The following is an 18,542-nucleotide window of genomic DNA, read 5'->3' on the forward strand; positions in this document are numbered from 1 at the left end:
AAGGCGAAGCACCATGTGGGGCAAGCGCTTTCGCACACATAGCGCCCTAGCTGGTGGATATCGACGGAGATACCTTTATGACCCAATTGCAGATCGCCGCACTCTTGGCTTTGAGTTCCGCGCTATGCGTGGCGATCGGCGACGTCCTGCAGCAGCGCGCGGCGCACTGCATCGCCGATCAGGCGGTCGGCCCCGTCGAGTTGTTCGCCGGCCTGCTCCGCAACCAACGGTGGTGGTGGGGCGCACTACTTCTCGTGGCCAGCATCGCATTACAAGCTGCCGCGCTCGGTGAGGGCTCGGTGCTGTTGGTGCAGGCGCTGCTGATGACTTCGGTGCTGTTCGCGCTGCCGATCAATGCTTGGTTCTTGCACCGCACCGTGGCCGGTGGCGAGTGGCTATGGGCCGCACTGCTGACCACGGCGGTGATCGTGGTCGTAGTTGTCGGCAATCCGCAGGCCGGGCATACGGGCGCGTCGCTGCGGACCTGGGCGGCGGTGGTCGCCGGTCTCGGGCCGCTGTTGATCGGCTGCGTCGTCGCCGGCCGGAAATGGGGCGGCGCCGCTGCGGCGGCGCTTTACGCCTTCGCGTCGGGGTCGTTGTGGGGCGTCTTCGCGGTGCTCGCCAAAGAGGTCGTCGCCCGGCTCGGCGACGGGGCGGGCGCGGTGGTCCGGGCCCCGGAGCTGTACGCCTGCATTCTGGTCGCTCTTGGCGGCGTGGCGTGGAGTCAGTCGGCGTTTCGGGCGGGCCCGTTGACCGCGTCGATGCCGACTCTGCAGATGTCGCAGCCGGTGGTGGCGGCGGTGCTCGGCGTCGTCGTCCTCGGCGAGACGCTGAACACTGGTCGCACCGGGGCGATCGCCCTGGTGGCGGCGGCGCTGGTGATGACGGCGGCCATCGTCAAACTCGCGCGGGTCGAGGCGGTCAGCACCCGCGACAGCGTCGACGCGCAGCGACACCACGAGGTCGGCTCGCCGGCGTAATGGGTCCCTGGCGGGCTCTGGACCTCGCCGGATGACGAATTCATTGCGGTGGCGACACCGATAGGCCGCCCCGGCACGCATACGCGCGGGGGTGTCGGCAAAAGCCATTAGAATGCCTGCAGCTACCTCGCTGGTCAGCGGTGACCAACTAGCGAATCAGATGGAAGGTCACTGGGATGGCGCGTTTGCGGAAACGACGATTCTGGCTGGTGGCCGTGATCGTACCGCTTGCTGTGCTCAGCGAGGCCTGTAACGGCGACCACGCGGCGGCACCGGCGAAGGTCATCTTCGACAAGGGCACGCCACTGGCTGACCTGCTGGTGCCGAAGCTCACCGCCTCGGTGACCGACGGTGCCGTCGGTGTGACGGTGGATGCGCCTGTGACGGTCACCGTCGCCGACGGCGTGCTCGCGTCGGTCACCATGGTCAACGAGAACGGTAGGTCGATCAGTGGGCAGTTGAGCCCCGACGGCCTGCGTTGGTCGACCACCGAGCAGCTCGGCTACAACAGGCGTTACACGCTGAACGCGAAGGCGACCAGCCTCGGCGGCGCGGCCAGCAAGCAGATGACCTTCGAGACCAGCTCGCCCGCGCACCTGACCATGCCCTACGTCAGTCCGGCCGACGGCGACGTGGTGGGCATCGGTGAGCCGGTGGCGATCCGCTTCGACGAGAACATCGCGAACCGCGCGGCGGCCCAGAAAGCCATCAACATCACCACCAACCCTCCCGTGGAGGGCGCGTTCTACTGGCTGAACAATCGCGAAGTTCGTTGGCGCCCGGAGCGGTTCTGGAAGTCGGGGACGACCATCGATGTGGCGGTCAACACCTACGGGGTGGACCTGGGCGACGGGATGTTCGGCCAGGACAACGTCAAGTCGCACTTCACCATCGGTGATGAGGTGATCTCGACGGCCGACGACACCACGAAGACGGTGACGGTGCGGGTCAACGGTGATGTCGTCAAGACCATGCCGACGTCGATGGGTAAGGACAGCACCCCAACGGCCAACGGCATCTACATCATTGGTGGGCGGTTCAAGCACATCATCATGGATTCCTCGACCTATGGCGTTCCGGTCAACTCGCCCAACGGGTATCGCACCGAAGTCGACTGGGCCACGCAGATGTCCTACAGCGGCGTCTTCGTGCACTCCGCCCCGTGGTCGGTCGGCGCCCAAGGCCACACCAATACCAGCCACGGATGCCTCAACGTGAGCCCGAGCAACGCGGAGTGGTTTTACGACCACAGCAAGAGCGGCGACATCGTCGAGGTGGTGCACACGGTCGGGTCGACGCTGCCGGGGATCGAGGGTCTGGGCGACTGGAACATCCCCTGGCCGCAGTGGAAAGCAGGCAACGCCAACACCTGACGGAATCGGGCAGCCGAACATCGGGGCCGCCTTCGCGCGTCAAAAAAGGTCAGGGAGCGGTGACGCTCCCTGACCTAGTGGGGTGAGTGACGGGACTCGAACCCGCGACATTCAGGATCACAACCTGACGCTCTACCAACTGAACTACACCCACCACGGCCGCCAGCCGACCTTCGCACGATGACGATCAACGAGCGGCGACGTCGATACTAGCCGGTCGGCGGCGCGCTGGCCGAATCGCTTGGCCCCGGTGCGCCTTCTGGGCCGTCAAGGGCGGCGACCACCGCCTCGATTTCGCTGGTAGACGGCCCCGGCGGCGAGACGAATGCGGTCTGCCGGTAGAACTGCAGCTCGCGGATGGACTCATGGATGTCGGCCAGTGCGCGGTGGGCCAGCCCCTTGACCGGCTGACCGAAGTAGATCCGCGGATACCAGCGCCGGCACAATTCCTTGATCGAGCTCACATCGATCATGCGGTAGTGCAGGAACGAATCCAGGGCCGGCATGTCGCGCACGATGAAGGCGCGGTCGGTGGCGATCGAGTTGCCGGCCAGCGGCGCGGTCTTGGGTTGTTTGACGTGTTCGCCGATGTAATCCAGAACCATCCCCTCGGCGGTCGCCAGGTCGACCGAGGACGCCCGCACCTCGTCGGTGAGCCCGGAGCGCGAGTGCATTTCGGTGACCACGTCGCCCATCGCGGCGAGTGCGTCGTCGTCGGCATGAATCACCACGTCGACTCCCTCGCCGAGAACGTTCAAATCGGCGTCGGTCACCAGCGCCGCGATCTCAATCAGCTTGTCCGAACCCAGATCAAGCCCGGTCATCTCGCAGTCGATCCACACCAATTCGTCTCGCACAGCGCTCAGACTAGTGGCGATCGCAAGTGCGGCGGAGCCGGGCGCGACGGTTTGCCACCATCGGACCACGCCCAGGTGCCGCGCGCGCCGGACCTCGCCCCCGGCTGAGATCGAGAAGTAGGGTGAGCGTTGTCGAACCGCACGCCGATTCATCGGGGAAGCGAGGCGCAGCACGATGAGCACCGATTCAGCGGCCACGGCCGCGACGCGGATCGCCGACGGCTACGCCGTCGACGGCCAGGCACTGGAATTGGGCACGGTCGTCATCGACGGCGCGGCCGATCCGGCGGCCCAGATCCGCATTCCGCTGGCCACCATCAACAGGCACGGCCTGGTGGCCGGGGCCACCGGAACCGGCAAGACCAAGACGCTGCAATTGATCGCCGAGCAGCTCAGTGCCGCCGGCGTCCCCGTGCTGATGGCCGACGTGAAGGGCGACCTGTCCGGTCTGGCACGGCCCGGCGAAGGTAACGACAAGACCGCCGCACGGGCCAAAGACACCGGTGACAATTGGGAGCCGACGGGGTTTCCGGCCGAATTCCTGTCGCTGGGCACCAAGGGAATCGGCGTTCCGATCCGCGCCACCGTCGACAGCTTCGGTCCCGTCCTGCTATCAAAAGTGCTGGGGCTCAACGCTACTCAAGAGTCGACACTCGGGCTGATCTTCCACTGGGCAAAGGATCAAAACCGTCGGCTGATCACCACGGACGATCTACGCAGTGCCATCGGCTACCTGACCAGCGATGCGGGCAAGGAAGACCTGAAATCCTTGGGCGGCGTGTCGGCGACGACGGCGGGCGTCATCCTGCGGGCGCTGGTGAACCTCGATGCCGAGGGCGGCGACACCTTCTTCGGCGAGCCCAAGCTCGATCCGAACGATCTTTTGCGCACCAACGACCAGGGCCAGGGCGTCATTTCGCTGCTCGAGTTCACCGGTCAGTCGGTGCGCCCCGTGATCTTCTCTACCTTCCTGATGTGGCTGCTCGCCGACCTCTACACCCAGCTGCCCGAGATCGGCGACGTGGATAAGCCGAAGCTGGTCTTCTTCTTCGACGAGGCGCACCTGTTGTTCGCTGACGCGTCGAAGGCGTTCCTCGAGCAGGTCGAGCAGACCGTCAAGTTGATCCGGTCCAAGGGCGTCGGGGTGTTCTTCTGCACCCAGCTGCCAACGGACATCCCTAACGACATCCTTTCGCAGCTGGGCGCGCGGGTTCAGCACGCGCTGCGGGCATTCACACCCGACGACCAGAAGGCGCTGAGCAAGACCGTCCGCACCTACCCGAAAACCGATGTCTACGACCTGGAGTCGGCGCTGACGTCGCTGGGAATCGGCGAAGCGGTGGTGACGGTGTTGTCTGAGAAGGGCGCGCCGACGCCGGTCGCGTGGACCCGCATGCGGGTGCCGCGCTCGCTGATGGCGTCGATCGGCAACGATTCGATCGTGGCGGCGGCGAAAAACAGTCCGCTGCAGGCAAAGTACGGTCAGACGCTCTCCCAACCCGCGCAGCCCCAATCCGGCCCGCCGGATCCGCAAGCCCCGTCCGCGCCGCAGCCGCCGCAATCCCGGTCCGAATACCCGCCGGTCCCGCCGAACGAACCGGTTCCGCCAATGCCGGAGCCGGCCGAGCCGAAGGGCGCAAAGGGGCCCTCGATGTGGGAGGAAGTCTTGCAGAACCCGACGGTGAAAAGCGGCATCAACACCGCAATACGCGAAGCGGTGAAAGGCATCTTCGGTTCCGGACGCCGCCGGAAATAGCGCCTATCCGCCGCCGAGTTTCTTGTAGAACGTGCCTACGATCGGCGCCACGATGGCCCGCGGACCGTACCCGCTGGCAACGGACATGGCCTTCGACGTCAGGCCGGGAACGACGCGCATCTTGTTGCGTGCCAACGCATCCAGCGACACCTGTGCGGTGTGCTCGGTCGAGATCCATAGGAAATCCGGCACCAGCCGCTCGACGATCGAGGCCTCGGCGTCATCGGGCAGGTCGGTACGCACGGGGCCCGGCGCCAGCAGCGTCACGTTGACGCCGGATCCGCGCAGTTCGCCACGCAGCGATTCGCTGAAGGTGTTCGCGAAGGCCTTGGTAGCCGCATAGGTGGCGTTGTAGGGGATCGGCGAATTGCCTGCCGCCGAACCGGAAATCAGGATACCGCCGGACCCACGCTCGACCATTCCCGGCAGCACCGCCAACGTAAGATCGTGCACCCCAAGGACATTCAGCTGCAACTGGGCCTTTTCGCCGGCCGGATCGAGCGTGGCGACGGGGCCGAAAGTCGCGGTGCCCGCATTGGCGCACAGGATCGAGATGGGGCGGGCGGCCAACTCGTCGCACAGCTTCGCGCGTTCGCCCGGGTCGGCCAGGTCGGCGGGGCGCACGTCGACGGTGACGCCGTACTTGTCGGTGAGGCGCGCGGCGAGGTCCTTGAGCAGGTCTTCGCGGCGCGCGGTGACGATCAGGTTGTGTCCGCGTGCGGCGAGTTCGGTGGCGAGCGCTTCACCGATGTTCTGCGAAGCTCCGGTGACAACGGCGCGCGCCTCGGGGCTTGGAGCGGGTAGCGGCATGCCGCCAATCGTAGACAGCGGTCCAAACGCGGCCCGCAGCCGATCGCGGGCGCCTATAGAGTGCCGGGCATGAGCCAGCCGGCGCCGCGTTCCGCCACCCCCGCGCGATCGCGGGTGGTGGCGTGGGCGCTCTGGGACTGCGGCTCGACCGGTCTGAACGCGATCGTGGCGACGTTCGTCTTCTCCGTCTACCTGACCAGCAGCGTTGGGGTGGGCATATCCGGCGCCACCACGCCGGCGAGCTGGCTGGGCCGGGCGGCGGCCATCGCGGGGCTGACCGTCGCGGTGCTCGCACCGGCCGTCGGCGTGTGGGTGGAGTCCGCGCATCGCAGGCGGTTGGCGCTGAGTGTGCTGACGGCCGCTGCGGTGACGCTGACCTGCCTGATGTTCTTCATCCGCGAGCGCCCCGGCTACCTGTGGGCCGGTCTGGTTCTCCTGGGAGCCACAGCGGCCTGCGGCGATCTTGCCAGCGTCCCCTACAACGCCATGCTGCGTCAGCTCTCGACGCCGCAGACCGCGGGGCGGATATCCGGATTCGGCTGGGCGGCCGGTTATGTCGGGAGCGTGCTGCTCCTGCTGGTGATCTACACCGGCTTCATCTCCGGGTCCGGCAGCGGGCCCACTGCGACGCGCGGTCTGCTGCGAGTTCCCTTGCGGGACGGGCTATATGTCCGCGAGGCGATGGTGGTGGCCGCGATCTGGTTCGGCGTACTGGCGCTGCCCTTGCTGTTCGTCGCGCACCGGCTCCCCGAGTCGGCGGAGGCTCAGCCGTCGACGAGCATGCTGGGTGGCTATCGCAAGTTGTGGACCGAGGTCGCCGCGGAATGGCGGCGCGATCGCAACCTGGTCTACTTCCTGTTCGCCAGCGCCCTCTTCCGGGACGGGCTGGCGGCGATCTTCGCGTTCGGTGCGGTGCTCGGCGTCAACGTGTACGGCATCTCGCAGGCCAATGTGCTGATTTTCGGGGTGGCGGCCAGCGTGATCGCCGCGGTGGGCGCGGTGCTGGGTGGATTCGTCGACCACCGGGTCGGATCGAAGCCCGTCATCGTTGCGTCACTGTTCGCAATCGTCGTCCTGGGACTGACGTTGATGGCGCTGTCCGGGCCGGTGGCCTTCTGGGTATGCGGGCTGGTTTTGTGCATGTTCATCGGGCCGTCGCAGTCGTCGTCGCGCGCGTTGCTTCTGCACATGGCCAAGCACGGCAGGGAAGGCGTGGCGTTCGGGCTGTACACCATGACCGGGCGGGCGGTGGCGTTCGTGGCGCCGTGGCTCTTCTCGCTGTTCGTCGACATCTTCGGTGCCGTGCGCGCCGGCCTCGGCGGAATTCTGCTGGTGCTCATTGCCGGACTGCTGGCGATGCTGGCCGTCCGGGTCCCGCTGCGCGGCGCCGCCGTGGCCGAACCGGCGGCCGATCGCTCGTAGCGGGCGGAGTCTAGCCGCGGGCGTCGCAGACCGTCAGACCGCCGCCGACGCGCTTGCTGACCTGAACCCCGTCGATAGTGAGCGTGCAGGTGACGCTGTGACCGATGTTGACGATCGTGACGTTGGCCGGGTGGGTAGCCGACTTCGACAGGCTGACCTCCTTGCTCCATGGCAGCGCGACGTTGAATTCGGTCTGGATGAGTCCGCCGGTATCGATGTACATGATGCTGATCGCGCGGCCCTCACCCGAGACGGTGTAAACGACGTCCTGCATTGCGCCCGGTCCGGTCGTCTCGGGCGGCAGTTCGGGGCCACTGGTCGGCGGTATCGGGGCCGGAATGAAGGACGGCGACCGGTGCGTCGACGTCGTCGGGGTCTGCGGGCTCGGTTCGGGCATCGCCGGCAACGGCGGGACGGCGGTCTGCGTCTTGATCGCGTCGTTCGCCAGCACCAGCGCAATGACCAGGGCGACGACCAGCAGCACCGCCGCGCCGGCGCCGAGCCACAACCATCTCGACGATTTCGGCCCGCCGGGCGGCGGCGGAGCCATGCCCGCCGGTATATCGCCCGAAGGAGGAACGCCTTGCTGCCAGTACGCCGGCAGTGGCCTGGTCGTGTTCGTCTCGTTCGGGGTGGGGGCCCAGGGCGGGGTCGTCCCGCCATAGCTCTGCGCGTAGGGAGTCTGGTCGGCGTACGCGGGATCAGCGGAGGGCGAATACCTCGGCTGCTGTGGCCCCGGCTGCGATGTAGGAAACCGCTCGGTAGGACGTGAATCGCTCATGTCCACCTCATGGCTTGCAGGGTACCTGGACCCGGGGTCGAAGGCCTGAGCCAGCTTACGACGGAACGCTCAGGGGCTCTGATTTCCGGCCGCGAGAGCGGCCACCGTCATCGCCCGCATGACGGTGCGCGACCTCGAGGCGCGGCCGGATTTGCTGCGCAAAGTATCGGCGGCCTTGATGCTGTGCGGTGTCGAATTCAGCAGGCCGAACACGGCGTGCGCGGTGAGCCGGGCATCGGCTTCGGCCAGCTCGGGGTTCAGCTCCCGCAGCACACCCACCCACACCTCGACGTATTGACGCTGGGATTTGCGCACCTGCTTTTCGGCGGCCTCGGGCAAGTACGCGAGGTCGCGATCTTGGATGCGAATGAGGTCGGGTTCGTTGAACACGAAGTCCAGATGGAAGTCGATCAGTGCGTCCAGCGCGACGGCCGCATCGGGGCTGTCGGTCTGCACCCGGCGGGCACCGGCGAGCAACCGGGTGCTGATGCCCACCAGCAACTCGACGAGAAGCGACTCCTTGTTCGGAAAATGCCGATAGATGGCCGGGCCGCTCACCCCGGCGGCCGCACCGATGTCTTCCAGCCGCACCGCGAGGAAACCGCGCTCAGCGAAGAGTCGCTCGGCGGCGGACAGCAGTTGCAAGCGACGGTCGGACTTCAACCGGCTCCGGCGATTTGGAGCTTCGGCGGGCCCGGCCTGGCCCTCGGAGGCGGACGCTGTCATGACGGACCTCCGTTTGGTCAATTGGCCCTAACGTAGCACGAGTTATTCGTGATTAACTCGCGCTTTTCGCCGGGTATGGTCCTGCCTGGACCGGCAACGACGGCAATGGTATTCTCTCGTCTTGAGTTAATCGGCATTAACTCAAAAGCCCGATCGCACGACGGCAAGGAGGCTGCTGCGGCGATGGACAACGTGGTGACCTCGCCCGCCAAGGCCGAGGCGTCCTTCTCCGAAGAGCACCGCCGGCTGGTGGGTGAGCTGAACGACAAGCTGGCCGCGGCGGCGTTGGGCGGAAACGAGCGCGCACGGGAACGTCACATCAGCCGCGGAAAGTTGTTGCCCCGCGAGCGGGTGGACCGTTTACTCGACCCTGGCAGCCCCTTTCTGGAGCTCTCACCGCTGGCCGCGAACGGAATGTACGGCGACGAGTCTCCCGGGGCCGGGATCATCACGGGCATCGGGCGCGTGTCGGACCGCGAGTGCGTGATCGTCGCCAACGACGCGACGGTCAAGGGCGGTACCTACTACCCGATGACAGTCAAAAAGCATCTGCGAGCCCAAGAGGTGGCGCTGCAGAATCGGCTGCCCTGCATCTACCTGGTGGACTCCGGCGGCGCGTTCCTGCCACGGCAGGACGAGGTCTTCCCCGACCGCGAGCATTTCGGCCGTATCTTCTACAACCAGGCGACCATGAGCGCCAAGGAAATTCCGCAAGTTGCGGCGGTGCTCGGATCGTGCACGGCCGGCGGCGCGTACGTGCCGGCGATGAGCGACGAGGCCGTCATCGTCCGCGAGCAGGGGACGATCTTCCTGGGAGGGCCGCCCCTGGTGAAGGCGGCGACCGGGGAGATCGTGTCGGCCGAAGAACTCGGCGGCGGCGACCTGCATTCCCGGGTTTCCGGTGTCACCGACCACCTCGCCGAAGACGACGAGCATGCCCTGCGGATCGTTCGCACGATCGCGGCCACCTTCGGCCCGCGCGAGCCCAGCCCGTGGGACGTGCGGTCCCCGCTGCCGCCGACGTGCGCGCAGACGGAGCTCTACGACGTGGTGCCGCCGGACCCGCGGGTCCCCTACGACGTGCACGAGGTCATCGTGCGCCTGGTCGACGGCGGCGAATTCAGCGAATTCAAGGCCAATTACGGCAAGACTCTGGTGACCGCGTTCGCGCATATCCACGGCCACCCCGTGGGCATCGTGGCCAACAACGGCGTGCTCTTCAGCGAATCAGCTTTGAAGGGTGCGCATTTCATCGAGTTGTGCGACAAGCGCAAGATACCGCTGCTGTTCTTGCAGAACATCGCCGGCTTCATGGTGGGGCGCGACTACGAGGCCGGCGGCATCGCCAAGCATGGCGCCAAGATGGTCACCGCCGTCGCGTGCGCGCGGGTGCCCAAGCTGACCGTCGTGATCGGTGGATCCTATGGGGCGGGCAACTATTCGATGTGCGGCCGAGCGTATTCGCCACGCTTCCTGTGGATGTGGCCGAACGCGCGCATCTCGGTGATGGGCGGCGAACAGGCTGCATCGGTGCTGGCCACCGTGCGCGGTGAGCAACTCGCCGGCGCGGGCAAACCGTGGTCGGACGACGAGGAAGAGGCGTTCAAGGCGCCCATTCGCGAACAGTACGAAAGCCAGGGCAACCCCTACTACTCCACGGCTCGGCTGTGGGACGACGGGATCATCGACCCGGCTGACACCAGAACATTTGTCGGACTGGCTCTTTCGGTGTGCGCCCAAGCACCGCTGGAACCCGTCTCCTACGGCGTCTTTCGGATGTGAGTGCAGTGTTCGAGACCGTTCTAGTGGCCAACCGCGGCGAGATCGCGGTGCGGGTGATCCGGACACTACGCCGGCTGCGGATCCGATCGGTCGCCGTCTACAGCGATCCCGACGCCGCCGCGCGGCACGTGCTCGAAGCCGACGAAGCGGTGCGGCTGGGACCCGCCGCTGCCCGCGAAAGTTATCTGAACATCGACAAGGTCGTCGAGGCGGCCGTGCGCACCGGATCTCAAGCGATCCATCCGGGATACGGATTCCTCTCCGAGAACGCCGATTTCGCCGCCGCCTGCGAGCGAGCCGGGGTGGTGTTCCTCGGCCCGCCGGCCCGGGCGATCCAGGTGATGGGCGACAAGATCACCGCCAAGAACGCGGTCGCCGCTTTCGACGTCCCGGTGGTGCCCGGTATCGCCAAGCCCGGGCTGAGCGACGACCAACTGGTCGCGGCCGCGGACGAGGTCGGGTACCCGGTGCTGATCAAACCCTCGGCGGGCGGCGGCGGCAAGGGCATGCGGTTGGTGGAAGAACCGGGCCGGCTGCGCGAGGCGCTGGTGGGGGCGCGACGCGAGGCCGCTTCGTCGTTCGGTGACGACACCCTGTTTCTGGAACGATTCGTGTTGCGGCCCAGGCACATCGAGGTGCAGGTGCTCGCCGACACGCACGGCAACATCGTGCACCTCGGCGAACGTGAGTGCAGCCTGCAGCGCCGCCATCAGAAAGTCATCGAGGAGGCGCCCTCGCCGTTGCTTGACGAGGCGACGCGGGCGCGCATCGGAGCGGCCGCCTGCGATACCGCACGCAGCGTCGATTACGTCGGCGCGGGCACGGTCGAGTTCATCGTCTCCGCGGCCCGGCCCGACGAGTTCTTCTTCATGGAGATGAATACCCGCCTGCAGGTTGAGCATCCGGTCACCGAAGCGGTCACCGGGCTCGACCTGGTCGAGTGGCAGCTGCGAGTGGCCGCCGGCGAGAAGCTGGCATTCGCCCAGGACGACATCGAATTGCGCGGCCACGCCGTCGAGGCGCGGGTGTACGCCGAGGATCCGGCGCGGGGCTTCCTGCCCACCGGCGGGCGGGTGCTGGACGTTTCCGAGCCGTCCGGTGACGGTGTGCGGGTCGACTCCTCGCTGCTGAAGGGGACGCTCGTCGGCAGCGACTACGACCCGATGCTGAGCAAGGTGATCGCCCACGGAACCGACCGCGGCGAGGCATTGGCGAAACTCGACCGGGCGTTGAGCCGAACCGTGATCCTGGGCGTCCAGACCAACATCGAATTCCTTCGCTTCCTGCTCGCCGACGAGCGGGTGCGGGCCGGCGATCTGGACACCGCGCTGCTGGATGAGCGCTTGGCGGACTTCGCTCCGCTGCCGGCTCCCGATGACGTGCTCGCGGCGGCGGGCCTCTATCGGCAATCGGCCCTGGCTTTCCGCGCTCGCCGCTTCGGCGACAATCCCTGGGCGGCGCCGACCGGATGGCGCGTCGGCGGTAGCCCGGCGCCGGTCCGCACCGACATGCGCACCCCGCTGCGCAGCGAGACGGTGTCGGTGCGGGGGCTTCCCGAGGCGGCCACGGTGCAGGTCGGCGAGGGTGAAACCCACTCCGCCGCCGTGCAAGTCGAGCCGACCCGGATGAGCGTGACGCTGGACGGTGTACGGCGGGAGTACCGCTGGGCCGAAGCCGACCGGCACCTGTGGATCGCCGACGAGCGGGGAACCTGGCACCTGCGTGAAGCCGAGGAAAACAAGATCCACCGCGCTGCGGCCGCGCAACGGGCCGAGATCGTCAGCCCGATGCCCGGCAACGTGATCGCGGTTCAGGCGTCCTCGGGCGCCGACGTTTCCGAAGGCGACGTGGTGGTCGTCGTCGAGGCGATGAAAATGGAACATTCGCTTGCCGCACCGGTCTCCGGACAGGTGGAAGTACTGGTCTCCGTCGGTGATCAGGTGACGGTGGACCAGGTGCTGGCCCGACTGGAGCCCGAAGGGTCCAGCGCGGCAGCCGATTCGAGTAAGGACGCATCATGACCACATCCATTACCGCGGGCACACTGCCCAAAGAATACGAGGATCTTCGCGACACGGTCGCCGAGTTCGCGCGCACCGTGGTCGCGCCGGTGTCGACCAAACACGACGAAGAGCACAGCTTCCCGTACGAGGTCGTCGCCAAGATGGGGGAGATGGGTCTGTTCGGCTTGCCGTTCCCCGAGGAATACGGCGGCATGGGCGGTGACTACTTCGCCCTCTCGCTGGCGCTCGAGGAACTGGGCAAAGTCGACCAGTCGGTGGCGATCACCTTGGAGGCCGGTGCCAGCCTCGGCGCGATGCCCATCTACCGGTTCGGCACCGAAGAGCAGAAGCAGAACTGGCTGCCGGACCTGACCGCCGGCCGCGCCCTGGCCGGCTTCGGACTCACCGAAGCCGGGGCGGGCTCGGACGCCGGAGGAACCCGCACCACGGCCCGGCTCGACAACGGCGACTGGGTGATCAACGGGAGCAAGCAATTCATCACCAACTCCGGCACCGACATCACCTCACTGGTCACCGTCACCGCCGTCACCGGAACCGCCGCGAACGGCAAAAAAGAGATCTCGTCGATCATCGTGCCCAACGGCACACCCGGATTCACCGTCGAACCGGTCTACAGCAAAGTCGGCTGGAACGCGTCGGATACGCACCCGTTGAGCTTCGACGATGTCCGCGTCCCCGAGGAGAATCTGTTGGGTGGCCGGGGCACCGGCTACTCGAACTTCCTGTCCATCCTGGACGAGGGCCGCATCGCCATCGCCGCCCTCGCGACCGGGGCGGCGCAGGGCTGCGTCGACGAAAGCGTCAAGTACGCCAAGGAGCGCCAGGCGTTCGGCCAGCCGATCGGCGCCTATCAAGCGATCAGCTTCAAGATCGCGCGGATGGAGGCGCGCGCCCACGTAGCGCGGACCGCCTACTACGACGCGGCCGCGAATATGTTGGCGGGCAGGCCATTCAAGAAGGAGGCCGCGATCGCGAAGATGATTGCCTCGGAAGCGGCGATGGACAACGCCCGCGACGCAACCCAGATCCACGGCGGCTACGGTTTCATGAACGAATACCCGGTGGCGCGGCACTACCGCGACAGCAAGATCCTCGAGATCGGCGAAGGGACTACCGAAGTGCAGCTGATGCTCATTGCGCGGTCGCTGGGACTGTCATGACGGATGCCAAGTCGGTTGTCCAGCGCGGCTTGTGGTTTGAGGAATTCGAGATCGGCACCACGTATCTGCACCGGCCGGGCCGCACGATCACCGAGGCCGACAACGTCTTGTTCACCACGCTCACGATGAACACCCAGTCGCTGCACCTCGACGCGGCCTGGGCCGCCGAGCAGCCCGGGTTTCGGGGTGAGCGGCTGGTGAACTCGATGTTCACCCTCTCCACGCTGGTCGGGCTGTCGGTGTCGCAGTTGACGCTGGGCACGATCGTGGCCAACCTCGGATTCTCCGAGGTGTCCTTCCCCAAGCCCGTCTTCCACGGCGACACCCTCTACGCGGAGACGGTATGCACGGGCAAGCGCGAATCGAAGAGCCGTCCGGGCGAGGGCATCGTCACGCTCGAACACACGGGACGCAATCAGCACGGCGAGGTCGTAGCGCGTGCCGTGCGCACCACGCTGGTGCAAAAGCGCCCGAGCAACGAGGAATCCGAGTGAACCTGCAGGCCGCCGGTCCCGGCTGGCTGTTCTGCCCGGCCGACCGCCCCGAACGTTTCGCGAAGGCGGCCGCCGCCGCCGATGTGGTGATCCTCGATCTGGAGGACGGCGTGGCCGAGGCGGACAAGCCCGCGGCGCGCAAGGCGTTGCAGGAGACACCGCTGGACCCCGAGCGCACCGTGGTGCGGGTCAATGCGGCCGGCACCGCCGAGTACCCGCTCGACCTCGAGGTCCTGGCCGGCACCGCGTATACGACGGTGATGCTGTCCAAGACCGAATCGGCCGCGCAGGTGTTGGCGCTCGCGCCACGCCAGGTGATCGCCCTGCTCGAGACGCCGCGCGGTGCGGTATTCGCCGCCGAAATCGCGGCCGCGCAGAACACCGTGGCCCTGATGTGGGGCGCCGAGGACCTGGTCGCCGCCCTCGGCGGGAGCTCCAGCCGCAAGGCCGACGGCACGTACCGCGACGTCGCCCATCACGTGCGGTCGACCACTCTGCTCACGGCGTCCACCTTCGGCCGGGTTGCGCTCGACGCGGTGCATCTGGACATCCGCGATCTCGACGGCTTGCGGGACGAGGCGGAGGACGCCGTCGCGCTGGGTTTCGGCGGGACCGTGTGCATCCACCCGAGCCAGATCCCGGTAGTGCGCGAGGCGTATCGCCCCACCGAGGAGCGACTGGACTGGGCACGGCGGGTGCTGACGGCGGCGCGCTCCGAGCGCGGAGTCTTCGCCTTCGAGGGACAAATGGTCGACTCCCCGGTGCTCAAGCACGCACAAATGACGCTACGCAGGGCGGGTGAGACCGTCCCCGAGTGACGGCTGCACGACGATCGGACGGCGCCCGGGCGCCGAAGCGCGACACGCTGTGTCGCCTTCGCAATCAACCGGTCTCTTCGGCTTTGAGCGCATAATGGTGAGTACGTCAGTGTCGCGGCGAGCGAAGCCTTTCGTGTAACTGGCGATCGATCTCCGCTCGCGGTAGATCCCGGCTGACCGTGCCGGGACCCGCTGTGGTCTAGGGGACCACAGCGGCACCCGACGAGGGAGGCGGTGTGGCGCAGATGTCTTCGACGCCCATGACTGTCGATCTCGAGCCGATACAACTCGTCGCGCCCGATGGTTCGCCGACGTTCGAAAACCGCTACGGCCGTGAGCTTCCCGCGGAGACGCTGAGCTGGCTCTACGAGATGATGGTGATCACCCGCGAACTGGACGGCGAATTCGTCAACCTCAAGCGGCAAGGGGAGCTGGGTCTGTACGCCTCCTGCCACGGTCAGGAAGCGGCACAAGTCGGTGCCGCCGCGTGCCTGCGTAAGACGGACTGGTTGTTCCCCCAATACCGGGAGCTCGGAGCATTTTTGGTGCGCGGCATCCCGCCCGGACACGTGGGGGCCGCCTGGCGCGGAACCTGGCATGGCGGGCTGGACTTCACCAAGAAATGCTGCGCGCCGCTGTCGATTCCGATCGGCACCCAGACCCTGCACGCCGTGGGCGCGGCCATGGCCGCCCAACGCCTGGGCGAGGATTCGGTGACGGTGGCCTTCCTCGGCGACGGCGCCACCAGCGTGGGAGACGTTCACGAGGCGCTGAACTTCGCAGCCGTCTTCGAAACGCCCTGCGTGTTCTTCGTGCAGAACAACCAGTGGGCGATCTCGGTGCCGATATCGAAACAGACCGCCGCACCGTCGCTGGCGCACAAGGCGATTGGTTACGGAATGCCCGGAATCCGGGTAGATGGCAATGACGTCCTGGCCTGCTATGCGGTGACGGCCGAAGCCGCTGGGCGGGCCAGGGCCGGGGGTGGCCCGACGTTGATCGAGGCGGTCACCTATCGCTTAGCCCCGCACACCACATCCGATGACCCGAGTCGATACCGGACGCAAGACGAAGTCGATCACTGGGCGGCGCTGGAACCGATCGCGCGGTACGGCAGCTACCTGCGGGGCCAGGGCCTGTGGTCGGAACGGTTGGAGGAAAGGGTCGTGGGCCGCGCAAAGCGGATGCGGGCCGAATTGCGCGACGCGGTGGTTGACGCACCCGATTTCGACATCGACGAGGTGTTCACGTCGGTGTATGCCGAAACCCCTCCGGGGCTACAGGCGCAGCGGTTGCAGCTGCGGGCCGAACTCGACCGAAGTGATTGAGAGGCGTTCATGACCCAGCTCGCCGATCGCCCGGCCGGCCAAGACGAAACATTCACCCCGGCAGTGCAGAACGTCGCGCTCGGCACTGAGTCGTTGACGATGGTGCAGGCGCTCAACCGCGCGTTACACGACGCGATGGCCGCCGACGATCGGGTACTGGTATTCGGCGAGGATGTCTCGGTCGAGGGAGGCGTGTTTCGGGTAACCGAGGGACTGGCCGCGGCTTTCGGCGAGAACCGCTGCTTTGACACGCCACTCGCGGAGTCCGCCATCGTCGGGGTCGCGGTGGGTCTGGCGCTGCGAGGCTTCGTGCCCGTACCCGAGATCCAGTTCGACGGGTTTTCTTACCCCGCTTTCGATCAGGTGGTCAGCCACCTGGCGAAGTATCGCACCCGCACGCGCGGCGAAATAAATATGCCGGTGACAGTGCGCATTCCGTCCTTCGGGGGAATTGGTGCCGCCGAGCATCATTCGGATTCCACGGAGTCGTACTGGGCACACACCGCCGGGTTGAAGGTGGTGGTGCCGTCCAGCCCGGCTGACGCGTATTGGCTGCTGCGTCACGCGATCACCTGTCCGGACCCGGTCATGTACCTGGAGCCCAAGCGCCGGTATCAGAGGCGCGGACCGGTCGACATCACCCGGCCCGAACCACCGATCGGGCAGGCGATGGTGCGCCGGCCCGGCAGCGACGTGACCGTCGTGACGTATGGCAGTTTGGTCAGCACCGCGGTCGACACCGCCGAAGAGGCGCAGCGGCAACGTGGTTGGAGCCTGGAGGTCATCGATCTGCGGTCCCTGGTGCCACTCGACTTCGATACCGTCGCCGCATCGATCCATCGCACCGGGCGCTGCGTGGTGATGCATGAGGGACCGCGAAGCCTGGGGTACGGAGCGGGTTTGGCCGCCCGCGTCCAAGAGGAGTTGTTCTACGAGTTGGAGGCGCCGGTACTGCGTGCGTGCGGGTTCGACACCCCGTACCCACCGGCGCGGCTGGAGAAGTGGTGGCTGCCCGGTCCCGACCGGCTGCTGGATTGTGTCGAACGCGTGTTGGCGCAGCCATGAACGACCGGCCGGTCAAGGCGTTTCGGGTTCCCGACCTCGGCGAGGGACTGGAAGATGTCACGGTGACGCAGTGGCACGTGGCGCTCGGTGACGAAGTCGAGCTCAACCAACCGCTGTGCACGGTGGAGACCGCCAAGGCCGAGGTCGAGATCCCGAGCCCGTACGCCGGGCGGATCGTCGAAATCAATGGCGCCGAAGGCGATGTGGTCAACGTGGGAGCGGTGCTGCTGCGGATCGACACGGCGCCGCTCAGCGGTGACCTGCCTGCCGTCGAAACCGCGGTGCCCACCCTGGTCGGTTATGGTGCCGACTCCGGCATCGACACCAGCCGGCGGCCCGCCCGCCCGCTCGCCGCCCCTCCGGTGCGAAAGCTGGCCAAAGAGTTGATGGTGGACCTCAATTCGGTGCAGCGCGCGCCCGGCGCCATCATCACCCGGGAGGACGTGGTGTCGGCGGCTCGCGGGAAAGGCAATGGCGGCGATGTCCGGCCGGTCCAGGGCGTGCGGGCCCGAATGGCGGAGAAAATGGCGGTATCGCACAAAGAGATTCCGGCGGCGAAGGTCGCTGTCCAGGTCGACTGCGCCGAGCTGGTCCGGCTGTCGGACCGGTTCAGTTCGGCGGAGGAGACGATTTCGCCCTTCGTGCTCGTCTTGCGGTTGCTGGTCATCGCGTTGCGCCACAACGAGATGTTGAATTCCACCTGGGTCGAATCCCCGCAGGGGCCGCAGGTGCGCGTGGAGCATCGTGTGCACCTGGGCATCGCCGTGGCCACCGAGCGTGGGCTGTTGGTCCCGGTCATCACCGACGCCCACAGCAAGACGACCCGCGAACTGGCAGCCCGGGCAGCCGATTTGATCGCCGGCGCCCGCGCCGGCAGCCTGGGGCCGGGGGAGTTGCGGGGCTCGACGTTCACCGTGACGAATTTCGGGGCGCTGGGCGTGGACGACGGCGTGCCGGTGATCAACCATCCCGAGGCGGCCATCCTCGGCATGGGCGCGATCAGGCCGCGACCCGTGGTCGTGGGCACGCGGATCGTGGCGCGTCCGACGATGTCGTTGGCGTGTGTGTTCGACCATCGCATCGCCGACGGTGCGCAAGCGGCCCAATTCGTCTGTACATTAAGGGATTTGATCGAATCGCCCGAAACCGCGCTGCTCGATTTGTAA

Annotated in this window: 16 protein-coding genes and 1 tRNA gene; 12 read left to right on the plus strand and 5 right to left on the minus strand. The window is 66.9% G+C overall.

Translation table 11 applies throughout. The features are described from left to right. Positions 1–77: 77 nt before the first annotated feature. Together AC5Y4H_RS13740 and AC5Y4H_RS13745 are read left to right on the plus strand one after the other, a co-directional pair. Entirely contained in the window at positions 78–980 is a 903-nt protein-coding gene (locus tag AC5Y4H_RS13740) for a DMT family transporter (protein ID WP_499982491.1), read from the plus strand. Between the two features lie 176 nt (positions 981–1,156). Then, positions 1,157–2,353: a L,D-transpeptidase gene (locus AC5Y4H_RS13745; protein ID WP_499982492.1), complete on the plus strand. Its 1,197-nt coding sequence runs from the start codon at positions 1,157–1,159 to the stop codon at positions 2,351–2,353. Between the two features lie 78 nt (positions 2,354–2,431). Here the strand turns inward: AC5Y4H_RS13745 and AC5Y4H_RS13750 are convergent. Both AC5Y4H_RS13750 and orn read right to left on the minus strand, forming a co-directional pair. Next, positions 2,432–2,507, minus strand: a tRNA-His gene (locus tag AC5Y4H_RS13750). A gap of 55 nt (positions 2,508–2,562) precedes the next feature. After that, positions 2,563–3,210, minus strand: coding sequence for an oligoribonuclease (gene orn, locus AC5Y4H_RS13755; RefSeq protein WP_499982493.1), 648 nt, complete (start codon positions 3,208–3,210; stop codon positions 2,563–2,565). Between the two features lie 175 nt (positions 3,211–3,385). On the opposite strand from orn, the gene AC5Y4H_RS13760 reads away from it, so the two are divergent. Beyond that, positions 3,386–4,966, plus strand: coding sequence for a helicase HerA-like domain-containing protein (locus AC5Y4H_RS13760; protein WP_499982495.1), 1,581 nt, complete (start codon positions 3,386–3,388; stop codon positions 4,964–4,966). Between the two features lie 3 nt (positions 4,967–4,969). Here the strand turns inward: AC5Y4H_RS13760 and cmrA are convergent, their stop codons facing one another. Beyond that, on the minus strand, positions 4,970–5,776 hold the full coding sequence (gene cmrA, locus AC5Y4H_RS13765; protein ID WP_499982498.1) for a mycolate reductase: 807 nt from the start codon (positions 5,774–5,776) through the stop codon (positions 4,970–4,972). 69 nt (positions 5,777–5,845) lie between these two features. Here cmrA and AC5Y4H_RS13770 point away from each other — a divergent pair, with 69 nt between their 5' ends. Continuing rightward, a complete protein-coding gene (locus AC5Y4H_RS13770) occupies positions 5,846–7,198 on the plus strand; it encodes an MFS transporter (RefSeq protein ID WP_499982500.1) in 1,353 nt (450 codons plus the stop codon). 10 nt (positions 7,199–7,208) lie between these two features. Here the strand turns inward: AC5Y4H_RS13770 and AC5Y4H_RS13775 are convergent, their stop codons facing one another. Both AC5Y4H_RS13775 and AC5Y4H_RS13780 read right to left on the minus strand, forming a co-directional pair. After that, positions 7,209–7,985, minus strand: coding sequence for an MmpS family transport accessory protein (locus tag AC5Y4H_RS13775; protein WP_499982501.1), 777 nt, complete (start codon positions 7,983–7,985; stop codon positions 7,209–7,211). Between the two features lie 63 nt (positions 7,986–8,048). Next, positions 8,049–8,705: an SACE_7040 family transcriptional regulator gene (locus AC5Y4H_RS13780; RefSeq protein ID WP_499982502.1), complete on the minus strand. Its 657-nt coding sequence runs from the start codon at positions 8,703–8,705 to the stop codon at positions 8,049–8,051. Between the two features lie 195 nt (positions 8,706–8,900). Here AC5Y4H_RS13780 and AC5Y4H_RS13785 point away from each other — a divergent pair, with 195 nt between their 5' ends. From AC5Y4H_RS13785 to AC5Y4H_RS13820, 8 genes are all read left to right on the plus strand, one after another. Continuing rightward, entirely contained in the window at positions 8,901–10,487 is a 1,587-nt protein-coding gene (locus AC5Y4H_RS13785; RefSeq protein ID WP_499982581.1) for a carboxyl transferase domain-containing protein, read from the plus strand. A 5-nt stretch (positions 10,488–10,492) separates the two neighbouring features. Continuing rightward, positions 10,493–12,508 (plus strand): acetyl/propionyl/methylcrotonyl-CoA carboxylase subunit alpha, encoded by a 2,016-nt coding sequence (locus tag AC5Y4H_RS13790; RefSeq protein ID WP_499982506.1) that lies wholly within the window; start codon positions 10,493–10,495, stop codon positions 12,506–12,508. After that, complete coding sequence (locus AC5Y4H_RS13795; RefSeq protein WP_499982508.1) at positions 12,505–13,671, plus strand: acyl-CoA dehydrogenase family protein; 1,167 nt, start codon at positions 12,505–12,507, stop codon at positions 13,669–13,671. Before AC5Y4H_RS13790 ends, AC5Y4H_RS13795 begins: the two co-directional genes overlap by 4 nt. Next, positions 13,668–14,165, plus strand: coding sequence for a MaoC family dehydratase (locus AC5Y4H_RS13800; RefSeq protein WP_499982510.1), 498 nt, complete (start codon positions 13,668–13,670; stop codon positions 14,163–14,165). Before AC5Y4H_RS13795 ends, AC5Y4H_RS13800 begins: the two co-directional genes overlap by 4 nt. Continuing rightward, positions 14,162–14,983, plus strand: a complete 822-nt coding sequence (locus AC5Y4H_RS13805; protein WP_499982512.1) for an HpcH/HpaI aldolase/citrate lyase family protein — start codon at positions 14,162–14,164, stop codon at positions 14,981–14,983. Before AC5Y4H_RS13800 ends, AC5Y4H_RS13805 begins: the two co-directional genes overlap by 4 nt. Positions 14,984–15,228: 245 nt before the next feature. Beyond that, positions 15,229–16,311: a pyruvate dehydrogenase (acetyl-transferring) E1 component subunit alpha gene (gene pdhA, locus AC5Y4H_RS13810; protein WP_499982582.1), complete on the plus strand. Its 1,083-nt coding sequence runs from the start codon at positions 15,229–15,231 to the stop codon at positions 16,309–16,311. A gap of 9 nt (positions 16,312–16,320) precedes the next feature. Continuing rightward, on the plus strand, positions 16,321–17,376 hold the full coding sequence (gene bkdB / locus AC5Y4H_RS13815) for a 3-methyl-2-oxobutanoate dehydrogenase subunit beta (protein WP_499982513.1): 1,056 nt from the start codon (positions 16,321–16,323) through the stop codon (positions 17,374–17,376). Next, complete coding sequence (locus tag AC5Y4H_RS13820; protein WP_499982514.1) at positions 17,373–18,542, plus strand: dihydrolipoamide acetyltransferase family protein; 1,170 nt, start codon at positions 17,373–17,375, stop codon at positions 18,540–18,542. The genes bkdB and AC5Y4H_RS13820 overlap by 4 nt, the downstream gene beginning before the upstream one ends.

The organism is Mycobacterium sp. NGS58, assembly GCF_059812385.1.

Coding starts and splice junctions, on each gene's coding strand:
- pdhA (WP_499982582.1), top strand. CDS start 15,229: ATGTCTTCGACGCCCATGACTGTCGATCTCGAGCCGATACAACTCGTC.
- AC5Y4H_RS13770 (WP_499982500.1), top strand. CDS start 5,846: ATGAGCCAGCCGGCGCCGCGTTCCGCCACCCCCGCGCGATCGCGGGTG.
- AC5Y4H_RS13740 (WP_499982491.1), top strand. CDS start 78: ATGACCCAATTGCAGATCGCCGCACTCTTGGCTTTGAGTTCCGCGCTA.
- AC5Y4H_RS13800 (WP_499982510.1), top strand. CDS start 13,668: ATGACGGATGCCAAGTCGGTTGTCCAGCGCGGCTTGTGGTTTGAGGAA.
- cmrA (WP_499982498.1), bottom strand. CDS start 5,776: ATGCCGCTACCCGCTCCAAGCCCCGAGGCGCGCGCCGTTGTCACCGGA.
- AC5Y4H_RS13780 (WP_499982502.1), bottom strand. CDS start 8,705: ATGACAGCGTCCGCCTCCGAGGGCCAGGCCGGGCCCGCCGAAGCTCCA.
- bkdB (WP_499982513.1), top strand. CDS start 16,321: ATGACCCAGCTCGCCGATCGCCCGGCCGGCCAAGACGAAACATTCACC.
- AC5Y4H_RS13795 (WP_499982508.1), top strand. CDS start 12,505: ATGACCACATCCATTACCGCGGGCACACTGCCCAAAGAATACGAGGAT.
- AC5Y4H_RS13745 (WP_499982492.1), top strand. CDS start 1,157: ATGGCGCGTTTGCGGAAACGACGATTCTGGCTGGTGGCCGTGATCGTA.
- AC5Y4H_RS13760 (WP_499982495.1), top strand. CDS start 3,386: ATGAGCACCGATTCAGCGGCCACGGCCGCGACGCGGATCGCCGACGGC.
- AC5Y4H_RS13820 (WP_499982514.1), top strand. CDS start 17,373: ATGAACGACCGGCCGGTCAAGGCGTTTCGGGTTCCCGACCTCGGCGAG.